General features: G+C 44.4%; 9 protein-coding genes. 2 read left to right on the forward strand and 7 right to left on the reverse strand.

Going from position 1 to position 12,128, the window contains the following annotated elements:
* Positions 1 to 156: 156 nt before the first annotated feature.
* Positions 157 to 2,733: a leucine--tRNA ligase gene (gene leuS / locus ACED53_RS08855; protein ID WP_017101914.1), complete on the reverse strand. Its 2,577-nt coding sequence runs from the start codon at positions 2,731 to 2,733 to the stop codon at positions 157 to 159.
* A gap of 263 nt (positions 2,734 to 2,996) precedes the next feature.
* Between leuS and ACED53_RS08860 the strand changes: the two genes are divergently transcribed.
* Positions 2,997 to 3,467 (forward strand): zinc ribbon-containing protein, encoded by a 471-nt coding sequence (locus tag ACED53_RS08860; protein WP_017101915.1) that lies wholly within the window; start codon positions 2,997 to 2,999, stop codon positions 3,465 to 3,467.
* A 91-nt stretch (positions 3,468 to 3,558) separates the two neighbouring features.
* On the opposite strand, the gene lnt is transcribed toward ACED53_RS08860, so the two are convergent.
* The 5 genes from lnt to miaB form a co-directional block, all read right to left on the reverse strand.
* Entirely contained in the window at positions 3,559 to 5,076 is a 1,518-nt protein-coding gene (gene lnt / locus ACED53_RS08865; protein WP_017101916.1) for an apolipoprotein N-acyltransferase, read from the reverse strand.
* Positions 5,077 to 5,108: 32 nt separating this feature from the next.
* Positions 5,109 to 5,999, reverse strand: coding sequence for a CNNM family magnesium/cobalt transport protein CorC (gene corC, locus ACED53_RS08870; RefSeq protein WP_012603382.1), 891 nt, complete (start codon positions 5,997 to 5,999; stop codon positions 5,109 to 5,111).
* A gap of 120 nt (positions 6,000 to 6,119) precedes the next feature.
* On the reverse strand, positions 6,120 to 6,581 hold the full coding sequence (gene ybeY, locus ACED53_RS08875) for an rRNA maturation RNase YbeY (protein ID WP_017101917.1): 462 nt from the start codon (positions 6,579 to 6,581) through the stop codon (positions 6,120 to 6,122).
* Positions 6,582 to 7,703, reverse strand: coding sequence for a PhoH family protein (locus tag ACED53_RS08880; protein ID WP_017101918.1), 1,122 nt, complete (start codon positions 7,701 to 7,703; stop codon positions 6,582 to 6,584).
* A 163-nt stretch (positions 7,704 to 7,866) separates the two neighbouring features.
* Positions 7,867 to 9,291, reverse strand: a complete 1,425-nt coding sequence (gene miaB, locus ACED53_RS08885) for a tRNA (N6-isopentenyl adenosine(37)-C2)-methylthiotransferase MiaB (RefSeq protein ID WP_017101919.1) — start codon at positions 9,289 to 9,291, stop codon at positions 7,867 to 7,869.
* Between the two features lie 308 nt (positions 9,292 to 9,599).
* On the opposite strand from miaB, the gene ACED53_RS08890 reads away from it, so the two are divergent.
* Positions 9,600 to 10,775, forward strand: a complete 1,176-nt coding sequence (locus ACED53_RS08890) for a 2-octaprenyl-3-methyl-6-methoxy-1,4-benzoquinol hydroxylase (protein WP_017101920.1) — start codon at positions 9,600 to 9,602, stop codon at positions 10,773 to 10,775.
* 101 nt (positions 10,776 to 10,876) lie between these two features.
* Here ACED53_RS08890 and ACED53_RS08895 read toward each other — a convergent pair whose 3' ends face one another.
* On the reverse strand, positions 10,877 to 11,917 hold the full coding sequence (locus ACED53_RS08895) for a lactonase family protein (RefSeq protein ID WP_017101921.1): 1,041 nt from the start codon (positions 11,915 to 11,917) through the stop codon (positions 10,877 to 10,879).
* Positions 11,918 to 12,128: the final 211 nt, after the last annotated feature.

Consider the following 12,128-nt stretch of genomic DNA (forward strand, 5'->3'; position numbering starts at 1 on the left):
AGAATACTTATTTAAAGGCTTTAGTTCGTTTGAGTTGTTATGCTCAAGTCTAAAGCGCTTAAATAAGTAGACAGGGCTATTAGCTACCCTGTCTACAGACTGCTTTTGATGAATTAAGTTCGTTAATTCTTCAGTAATTGCACTGTGCTAACGAAATTAGTTAGCAACGATGTTTAGAAGCTTACCAGGTACGAAGATAACTTTACGGATAGTTAAGCCATCTAGGAATTTCTTAGCGTTCTCATCGTTTAGACCAAGTTCACGAACTTGCTCTTCTGTCGCGTCAGCTGCAACCGTTAGTTTTGCTCGTAGCTTACCGTTGATCATTACCACGATAGTCTTCTCGTCTTCAACTAGCGCTTTCTCATCGAAAGTTGGCCATGTTGCTGAGTCTACGTTTGATTCACCCAATGCAATCCACATTTCGTAAGAGATGTGTGGCGTCATAGGGTAAAGCATACGTACAACTGCTTTTAGTGCTTCATCAAGAATTGCACGATCTTGTACAGACTCTTGAGGCGCTTTCGCTAGCTTGTTCATCAGCTCCATGATTGCAGCGATTGCTGTGTTGAACGTTTGGCGACGGCCGATATCGTCCGTTACTTTCGCGATAGTCTTGTGGATATCACGGCGAAGTGCTTTCTGGTCACCAGATAGCGCAGAAGCGTCAACAGCTTCAGCTGCACCCTTAGCAGAGTGAGCGTGAACCAGTTTCCAAACACGCTTAAGGAAGCGGTTTGCACCTTCAACGCCAGACTCTTGCCACTCAAGTGTCATGTCTGCAGGCGATGCAAACATCATGAATAGACGTACTGTATCAGCGCCGTACTTGTCTACCATCTCTTGTGGGTCGATACCGTTGTTCTTAGACTTAGACATTTTGATCATACCTGAGTGTTCAACGTCGCGGCCTTGGTTGTCGACTGCTTTTTCAATGCGACCTTTTGCGTCACGGTCGATAGTCACGTCAGTTGGAGCAATCCATTCTTTCGTGCCTTTCTCGTTCGTGTGGTAGAACGCGTCAGCGAGAACCATGCCTTGACATAGGAGTTGCTTGAACGGTTCATCAGATGTCACGTAACCCGCATCACGAAGAAGCTTGTGGAAGAAACGAGAGTAAAGCAGGTGCATACAAGCGTGCTCAATACCACCAACGTATTGGTCAACTGGCAGCCAGTAGTTAGCTTTCTCTGGATCTAGAATGTCATCAGCTTGTGGTGAACAGTAACGCGCGTAGTACCATGAAGACTCCATGAAAGTATCGAACGTATCAGTTTCACGTAGCGCAGGTTCGCCATTGAATGTGGTTTCAGCCCAAGACTTATCCGCCTTGATTGGGCTAGTTACGCCATCCATTACCACGTCTTCTGGAAGAATAACGGGCAGTTGGTCTGCTGGTACTGGGTGAACTTCACCGTCTTCTGTCGTTACCATTGGGATTGGAGCACCCCAGTAACGCTGACGAGAAACGCCCCAGTCACGTAGACGGAAGTTTACTGTCTTCTTACCTTTGCCTTCAGCTTCAAGCTTCGCAGCGATTGCATCGAATGCTTCTTGGAATGCAAGACCATCGAATTCACCAGAATCGAACAGTATACCTTTCTCAGTGTAAGCCGCTTCAGACACGTCTAGCTCAGAACCATCTTCAGGTTTGATCACTGGGATGATATCGATGCCGTACTTAGTTGCGAATTCGTAGTCACGTTGGTCGTGAGCAGGAACCGCCATTACCGCACCTGTGCCGTAATCCATAAGAACGAAGTTAGCTACGTAAACAGGAACAACACGACCGTTAAGAGGGTGGATAGCCGTTAAGCCAGTATCCATACCTTTCTTTTCCATCGTTGCGAGTTCAGCTTCAGCCACCTTGGTGTTACGACATTCTTCAACGAATGCTGCAAGATCAGGGTTGTTCTGTGATGCTTTCTCTGCAAGAGGGTGACCTGCAGCGATACCAACATAAGAAACACCCATTAGTGTATCAGGACGTGTTGTGTACACTTCTAATGGCGCTTCTTCACCGTTAACAGCGAAAGATAGCTCAACACCTTCAGAGCGGCCGATCCAGTTGCGCTGCATGGTCTTAACCATTTCAGGCCAACCTTCAAGGTTGTCTAGATCGTCTAGTAGCTCTTGAGCGTACTCAGTGATTTTAATGAACCACTGTGGGATTTTCTTTTGTTCTACCGGAGTATCACAACGCCAGCAGCAACCGTCTTCTACTTGCTCGTTTGCAAGAACCGTTTGGTCGTTTGGACACCAGTTAACAGAAGATGTCTTCTTGTAAACTAGGCCTTGTTCGTAAAGCTTCGTGAAGAACTCTTGTTCCCAACGGTAGTACTCAGGCGTACACGTTGCGAATTCACGTTTCCAGTCGTAACCAAAGCCTAAAAGCTTAAGCTGGTTTTTCATGTATTCGATGTTTTCGTAAGTCCACGGAGCAGGCGCTGTGTTGTTTTTTACAGCTGCGTTTTCTGCTGGTAGGCCGAATGCATCCCAACCGATTGGCTGCATTACGTTTTTGCCTTGTAGACGTTGGAAACGAGATACCACATCACCGATGGTGTAGTTACGCACGTGACCCATGTGCAGTCGGCCACTTGGGTACGGGAACATAGAAAGACAGTAGAATTTTTCTTTGTTTGGGTCTTCACTTACAACGAAAGTCTCGCTGTTATCCCAGTGTTGTTGAACCTTTTGTTCAATCTCTTGCGGGTTATATTGTTCTTGCATCGATGGTATCCGGTTATCTTGGAATTTGTGAGTTCGGTTAGAACAGAATCTTACAGATCGTCATAGAATACCTAAAGGAGCCTAGTACAACAATAGTTATACCCTTCATACTTGCAGTTGCTGCCTAGTAGATGGCGTAATTTTCACTGAATTTCGCAGGGCAACTATACTTAAGAGTATGAATTGCATTTGTTTGTGAGCGGGAGTGCATTGCGGCACATCCGTTTGCCCGCGTAAAAGTTGGTTATCTTAAGGAGGTTGTTATGCCGAAGAAAAAAGCACTCTATGAAGAAGTGGTTGAAGAGGTCATCGAAACGCTGAAGCATAGTCCTGAAGAGCTTAACAACAAAATAGAAACGTCAGGTAAGTATGCGAAAGCAGCCAATGACATGACCAAAGACGAGCTGTCGTTGATTTCCGCTTACGTGAAGTCAGATTTAAAAGAGTTTTCCGAAAGCTATGAAGAGAGTAAAGGTGGTCCGTTCTATTTGATGATTGCAGACTCTATTTGGCAAGGGCTGTTGGATATTACTGATCGTACTAAGGTGGAATGGGTTGAACTGTTCCAAGATTTAGAGCATCAGGGCTTATATCAAGCGGGAGAAGTCATTGGGTTAGGTACTTTGGTATGTGACGAGTGTGGTCATCAAACCGAATATAACCATCCAACCAATATCATTCCATGCATTAAATGTGGTTCTAAAGGGTTTAGTCGTAAAGCCCTTAAACCGTAAGCTTCCGAACTATAGCGCTATCAATGTTAAACCACAGCAATAAAAAAGGGTTGACTCAATCAGTCAACCCTCTAATCACTTTTCTTCGAATCTAGCTCTTTGGCTTTCTAATTACCCAACCCATCACCAAACTGAGCAACGTCCAGATGTACAGTGGCCAAGTACCAACTGTGTGATAAGGCGTTTGACCATCCGTTGAAATGAGTTCAGCTTTTAATACGGCCGTTTCAAACTGAGGCACTTGTTTGATGATGTTGCCTTTATAATCGGTAACAGCCGTCACACCATTGTTGGTAGAGCGAATAAGCGGCTTACCAAGCTCTAGAGCACGCATCTGTGCAATTTCCATATGTTGCAATGGCCCAATCGAACGACCAAACCACGCATCGTTAGAGAGCGTTAGAATAAAGTCAGTTTCATCTGTTACGTTTTGTCTAACTTGATCATTAAATATGATCTCATAACACAACGCAGGCGCTAGATGACGACCATTTGCTACGATGTTTGGTTGAACAAAGTCGCCACGGCTAAATGATGACATTGGCAAGTTAAAGAACGGTGCTAATGGGCGCAAGATATCTTCAAACGGAACAAACTCACCAAACGGTAACAAATGGTGTTTATGATAGCGCTCGTCTGGATCGTAGCTGTACTCACCATATGGATTCACACCAAGTGAAAGAACACTGTTGTAGTACTTCTTATCTTCAGATTGATTCAGCACGCCAGTGATGATCGAGCTGTTGTTCATCTTGGCTGCACTGTCTATGTTGCGTAGGAAAGATGGAATCTCAACTTCGAATGCTGGAATAGCCGCTTCAGGCCAGATGATGATATCGGCATCCCAGTTTTCTCTGCTTAGGTCGGTGTACTTCATCATGGTTGGCCAGCGATGACTCGGCAGCCATTTGCTGTCTTGATCGACGTTGCCTTGTATTAAGACGACTGACGTAGTTTTTTCCGGGTTCGGCGTGACCCAATCGATGTTGCGAATACCAAAACCGGTGCTAAATACGACGGCAGGAATGATAGCGATACTCCAGGCCCGGTTAACAATCGCATAAGCGAATGCAGAGGCTGAAACAATGATCGCTAGAGTTACTAACTCGACGCCGCCAATCGGTGCAAATGAACCTAGTGGCGAATCGATTTGGCTGTAGCCTAACCAAAGCCAAGGGAAGCCCGTCATTACCCAGCCACGTAGCCAATCACTGATTAACCACAATGCAGGAGCTGCAAGGAAAAAGCGGCTTAGGTTATTAGCAGGGAAGAACTTGTTCAAACTCCAGGTAAATAGACCCGAATAAACGGCTAGGTAGCCAACAAGCAATGCCATCAAAAATAGGTTGGCAGCCAGTGGCATGCCGCCAAAACCATCAATGCTGACGTATACCCAGCTGATACCTGTCGTGAATTGACCTAAACCCCATGCGTAGCCAATCCAAAGCGCACTCTTAGGAGAGCGGTTGTGGATCAGTAACAGCAACAAAGCTGGGCTGAGAATAGCAAGAGGCCATATAGAGTATGGAGCGAATGAAAGGGTGGTTATAGCGCCAACAAAAACGGCCGCAAGCGGCCGTAATAGGCGATGAATAAAGGTCTTAGTCATCTAATTTCTGTCATCTCTTTAGAGAGAAGTTGTTATTCTTCGATAGTAGGAAGAGGCTGTTCGTCAGGAATGGTTACCTGTAACTGAATCACACGACGGTTATCTGCAGACGTAATTTTGAAATGGTAGTTTTCGATTTCTACAATTTCGCCACGAACTGGCAGGTGACCGAGTGCTGTCATCACCATACCGCCTACGGTATCCACTTCATCGTCACTAAAGGCAGTGTTAAACGTATCGTTGAACTCTTCAATAGTGGTTAAAGCTTTTACAGAGAAGGTATGCTTACTCAGCTTGCGAATATCTAGCTCTTCTTCATCGTCGAACTCGTCTTCAATTTCACCAACGATTTCTTCGAGGATATCTTCAATGGTTACCAGGCCAGAAACTCCGCCAAACTCATCGACAACGATAGACATGTGGTAACGCTCTTCTTGGAATTCCTTAAGCAGGCGATCAACTCGCTTACTTTCAGGAACAACCACGACAGGTCGAATCACTTGCTCGATATCAAATGGGGCACTTTCTGAACCCAAATACTTAAGTAGGTCCTTCGCTAATAGAATGCCTTCAACATGGTCTTTATCTTCACTGATCACTGGGTAGCGAGAGTGTTGAGCATCAGTAATAAGCGCAATCAATGTATCTAAATCATCGGTGCGTTCAACTGTAACCATTTGAGAGCGAGGCAGCATGATATCGCGTACTCGCATCTCTGAAATTTCCATGACACCCTCGAGCATGTCGCGCGTGTCGTGGTCAATGAGGTCATTAATTTCTGAGTCGCGGATTACATCTACGAGCTCTTGGCGATCTTTTACTTCACCTTGAAATAGTTGGCCTAGGCGTTCAAAGAAGGACTTTCTACTCGGACCTTCAGATTTTTTACTTCCCTCAGAAGTGGGGGGGTTACCTTCGTTCATGATTTCTCAAAAAATAACGCTATCAGAAGTGTGATAGCACACGTTACAACTCAGATTCCTGCGAAAATCACAGGTTCGATGAGTTATTGTTTCTCTGCAACCTACTTTACTAGAATCGATTTACTTTTCTAGAATATACGGGTCTTCAAACCCCATAGTTTGCATGATTTCTGTTTCGAGTGACTCCATCTCTTCAGCTTCATCATCTTCGATATGATCATAACCTAGCAGATGCAGACTGCCATGTACAACCATATGAGCCCAGTGTGCTAGCAGAGGCTTACTTTGCTCTTCTGCTTCTTTTTCGACAACTTGGCGGCAAATAATGAGGTCACCCAGTAGATCTAATTCCACTCCTGGTGGTGCTTCAAATGGGAAAGACAGCACGTTAGTTGGCTTATCTTTTCCACGATAGTCATGATTGAGCTGGTGGCTTTCTTGTGTATCAACAATACGAACCGTCAACTCGGCACTCTCTTGAAACTGAGGGATTGTCTTATCCAACCAAAGCTGAATATCTTGCTCGGTTGGAAGACCTTGCTCATTTTCGACCGCTATTTGCAGGTCTAGTTCAATAGACATCTATTTATCACCTTGTTCTGCAATGACAGAGCTATTTTGTGTTGCTAATTGTATCGTAACTGCTTGTTGAGCCTCAAGAAGCTTGGCCTCGCGCTCTTCACGCTTACGTTGTTCAAACTCTTTGCGCTCTTTCTGGTCTTTTGCTTCCCACTTCTCGTACGCGTTGACGATACGAGCAACGACAGGGTGACGAACGACGTCTTCAGACATGAAGAAGTTAAAGCTAATATCATCCACTTCACTGAGCACTTCAGTTGCATGACGTAGGCCTGATTTTGCACCACGAGGTAAATCGATTTGCGTAATATCACCTGTGATCACAGCGCGAGAGTTAAAACCGATACGGGTTAAGAACATTTTCATCTGCTCTACCGTGGTGTTTTGGCTCTCATCAAGAATGATAAACGCATCATTCAATGTACGACCACGCATGTAAGCCAGTGGAGCAACTTCAATCACGTTACGTTCAATCAGCTTCTCAACTCGCTCAAAGCCAAGCATTTCAAACAGTGCATCGTAAAGCGGACGCAAATATGGGTCTACTTTTTGGCTTAAATCACCCGGTAGGAAACCAAGCTTCTCACCAGCTTCAACAGCAGGACGAGTCAGTAGGATTCGACGAACTTCTTGACGTTCAAGTGCATCAACCGCAGCCGCAACAGCTAAGTATGTTTTACCAGTACCAGCAGGTCCAATACCAAAAGTGATGTCATGAGTGACCATGTTCATTAGGTATTGTGCTTGGTTTGGCGTGCGAGGCTTGATGACGCCTTTTTTAGTCTTAATGGTCACTTCTTTGCCGTAGTCGATTTCAGACTCGACGTGTTGCTCCAAAATACCAGACTCAGTGACGGCCAGATGCACTTGCTCTGGTTCGATATTGATTATGTTGCCTTTAACTGGAGCCGTTTCAACATAGAGGTGTTTGATGATGTCTAAAGCGGCGGCTGTAGTGTGAGGCTTACCGACAATCGTGAAAAAGTTGCTACGGTAATTAATCTCAACGCCCAGACGACGCTCAAGATGCTTGATGTTGTCGTCAAATGGACCGCATAAACTTGCCAAGCGCTTGTTGTCTGCTGGCTCTAGATTTATCTCTAAGGTAACGATTTTATTGCTCAAATTAGCCTCTCATTTTGTGCCACTCACTCTTAAATATAAAAAAGAGCAAAAAGCCCGATTTAGACCGGGCTTTTGATGGTGATATCCCTATTTCTAAGATGGTCACTTAGTTAGGTAATTTCAAGCTTTGTGTTTGCGCTTTGTGCTCAAACAGTTGTATTGCCTATGGCGTAAATGTCGCTACACCTAGCTCGTCTTCACGTTTTGTTTTTTCCATCATTTCTGCTGGAGTCATTACAACGCGTAGACCCATGTCTTTTTCTGTGCGAACTAGCTCACCACGTAGTGAGTTAGTGTAAACCTCAGTGATCTTCACATCTACAAACTGACCGATTAGGTCTGCAGAACCTTCGAAGTTCACAACACGGCTGTTTTCAGTACGGCCACGCAGTTCCATGAGATTCTTTCTTGATGGACCTTCAACAAGAATACGCTGCTCTGTGCCTAGCATTAGACGAGAGAAACGCATAGCTTGTGTGTTTACTGTTTGTTGCAGTTCGTACAGACGATCTTTTTTCTCTTGTGCTGGTACATCACATGGGTAATCTGCCGCTGGCGTACCTGGACGTGGAGAGAAAACAAAGCTGAAGCTCATATCGAAATCAACTTCTTTAATTAGCTTCATTGTATCTTGGAAGTCTTGCTTAGACTCACCAGGGAAACCAACAATAAAGTCAGAGCTGATTTGAATGTCAGGACGAGCTTTACGCAGTTTACGGATAATAGATTTGTACTCGATAGCCGTATGTGGACGCTTCATCATCGTAAGAATACGGTCACTACCACTTTGTACTGGTAGGTGAAGGAAGCTCACTAGTTCAGGGGTATCTTTGTAAACTTCAATGATGTCGTCACCAAACTCAAGCGGGTGGCTTGTTGTGAAACGAATACGGTCGATACCGTCGATAGACGCAACTAGGCGAAGGAGCTCTGCAAATGTGCAGATGTCACCTTCGTGAGTAGGGCCTCGGAATGCGTTTACGTTTTGGCCTAGCAGGTTTACTTCACGTACGCCTTGCTCTGCAAGTTGTGCAACTTCGAATAGCACATCATCCATTGGACGACTAACTTCTTCGCCACGAGTATATGGAACAACGCAGTAAGTACAGTACTTAGAACAACCTTCCATGATAGAAACGTAGGCTGTTGCGCCGTCTGCTTTTGGCTCTGGCAGGTTATCGAACTTTTCGATCTCTGGGAAAGAGATGTCCATTACTGGCTTTTCGTTAGACAGTGATGACTTAATCATCTCTGGTAAACGGTGTAATGTTTGTGGGCCAAAGATAACGTCTACGTAAGGTGCACGTTGACGAATGTGATCACCTTCTTGAGTCGCTACACAGCCACCCACACAGATCACCACACCTTCTTTTTTATCTTTAAGCGTTTTCCAACGACCAAGCTGGTGGAATACTTTTTCTTGCGCTTTTTCGCGGATAGAACAAGTATTCAATAGTAGTACGTCTGCTTCCTCAGGTACTTCAGTTAGCTCATAGCCATTTGCAGCGTTAAGCAGGTCGGCCATTTTTGATGAATCATATTCATTCATCTGACAGCCCCAAGTTTTAATTAGCAGTTTCTTACTCATTATATGTTCGCTCGATCGTTAGTTTAATTTAAGGGAGCAAATCGCCCATTATTCATCCGCTAGCTCCGTTCGTCATAATTCGGTATTCAATTTTATGACAGGCTCTAGCGGCAAGCGGCGTATTGTACTGGTTTCAAAACCGACTGACTAGTAGTCTGAACAAATCTCTTATGTAGTGGTTTTTATTATCGTTAACGCCATATGCCATAAGGGATAACCCTTCTTTCGAATAAGGTTTTTGGTTACAAGTTCGTTATGAAAAAGTACAATCAAAAACAGTCAAAGAATCAAACTGATAAGTACAAAATATGAACAGTTACGATATTGTAGTCGTCGGTGGCGGCATGGTTGGTGCAGCAACAGCAATCGGTTTTGCAAAGCAAGGTCTGAGTGTTGCGGTGATCGAAGGTTTTGCCCCACAAGCTTTTGATGAGTCGCAAGCGATGGACATTCGTGTGTCAGCGATTTCTCAAGCATCGGTCGATTTGCTTGAAGATCTTGGTGCATGGCAAAGTATTGCAGCGATGCGCGTCTGTTCTTACAAGCGATTGGAAACTTGGGAACACCCAGAGTGTCGTACTCGGTTTGATGCTGCATCTCTTGATTTACCTCGTTTAGGTTACATCGTTGAGAATCGATTAATCCAATTGGGTTTATGGGCTCAGTTTGATGCCTACAACAATCTCGAACTGTTATGTCCAGAAAAGCTCGATGAGATTGAGTTTGGTGAAACCAATATAGTCAAGCTTCAGTCGGGTACTCAGTTGTCAGCGAAGTGGGTGGTTGGCGCTGATGGCGCAAATTCAGCCGTCCGTCAGCAAGCAGGGATTGGTATTACGGCTTGGGGTTACCGACAGCACTGCATGCTTATCAACGTAGAAACAGAACAGCCTCAGCAAGATATTACTTGGCAGCAATTTTTACCAAGTGGTCCTCGTTCATTTTTGCCTTTGTGTTCTCTAGTCTCTGACGATCAAGAAGTCGGGCAGGGCTCGTTAGTTTGGTATGATTCTCCACGGCGTATTAAGCAACTGTCAGCAATGCCCCCTGAAAAACTACGTAATGAAGTACTTACTCACTTTCCTAAAGAGTTAGGTGATATCAAAGTTTTGAACTCGGGTTCTTTTCCTCTGACACGACGTCATGCTCAATCATACTCAAAGAATAACTGTATTTTAGTCGGAGACTCTGCACATACGATTAACCCTCTAGCAGGGCAGGGTGTTAACTTGGGTTTTAAAGATGTGGCAGCACTATTGGATATCACCCAAGAGAAAGGTGAATTGAATCAATCAGTGGCGAGACGCTATGAAGTGATCAGAAGAGGTGACAATCTAATGATGCAAAGTAGCATGGACTTTTTCTACAAAACGTTTAGCAATGACATTGGCCCACTTAAGTTTGTGCGTAATGCTGCACTAAAGCTAGCAGAAAACTCAGGGCCGATTAAATCACAGGTACTTAAATACGCTTTAGGGTTGTGATTGGTTAGTCCAAATTATTGAGTTATAAAAAGAAGGAGAGCTGAGGCTTTCCTTTTTTGATTTCGTGATAGTGCTTAGTGCTTAGTGCTTAGTTCTTAATACTATTGCGTTACACACACAGGTGCATCGATGGCTAAAGAGCATCCAGTATAGGTGAGGGAGCCATCTTCAATATCTCGTTTGAATGATGTGAGGTTGTTGGAATGCTGGTTTGCGGCGATAAGCCATTGCCCGTCTTTAGTGATATGAAAGTCGCGAGGGAACTTACCTTCAACATCGTAACTATCCATAAAAATGAGCTTTTGAGTGACGGAGTCTATTCTAAAACAACTGATTCTGGATTGATGTCGGCAAGACACATAAAGGAATTGCTCATCTGGCGATAGCTTAATCGCAGCTGCGGCTTCTCCTTTCTCCATATTTGCTAATGCATCAACCTCTTCCACAATACTCCACACCCCTAAAGACTTTTCCAAAATCAATATCGTTTCAGAGAGCTCACACACCACATAGGCTCTATCTTCGGCTTGGTTAAAGATTAGGTGACGAGGTCCATTCCCTGCCCGCACTTTGATAGATTGCATTGGTTCATCAAGGAACTCTTCTTGCTCTTCGTCAAAGCAATAGAAGTTGATTCGATCGGCTCCGAGATCGACGGTGACAAACTGCGGAGAGTTCTTTAGGAAAAGGCTTTGATGTGCATGTGGGCCTGTTTGTCTTTCTGCATTAGGTCCAGAACCAACCATTTTGAGTGTTTTGAGCCGTTTATCGATATTGCCATTGATACTTAAACTAAAGATATCGAATGTCCCTGATGAATATTGCGATGTAATAGCAAACTTATTGTGGGGATCTATCGTGATATGACAAGGGTGATCTCCTGAGATTGGTCCAGTATTTGACGCTATTGTTGAATCAGAATTCGGTATATGAATCAGTTGTGGTTGCATCTTTTGGTCAACTTCAGAAGCTGTGTAGACCCCCAGCTTTGTCGTGGTAATAAACGAGGGGTTAGTGCAGGCCGCTATAAGCTCTAAAGGCAACAGCGTTCCCGTTTCTAGATCTAACTGAGTTTGATATACACCTTGGCTATTACTTGGAGAATCTGTGTAGCAACCGATCGTTAAAGGGAGGGTTTTCATAGGCAGTCATACTCAGTTAGGAAATGGAGCAGACATTGTCTAATAAAATTGTAGTAAAAGTGAGGTTATAGGAGAGAATACTTGGTGACTTGGCTTGCAGATTTACATATTCCAGATAAAACAAAACCCAGCTAAAAAGCTGGGTTCCATTCAATGATGGTGCGGTCGGAGAGACTTGAACTCTCACACCTCTCGGCGCCAGAACCTAAAT

It is taken from the genome of Vibrio sp. 1F169 (genome assembly GCF_041439605.1).
GTDB lineage: Bacteria > Pseudomonadota > Gammaproteobacteria > Enterobacterales > Vibrionaceae > Vibrio > Vibrio tasmaniensis_A.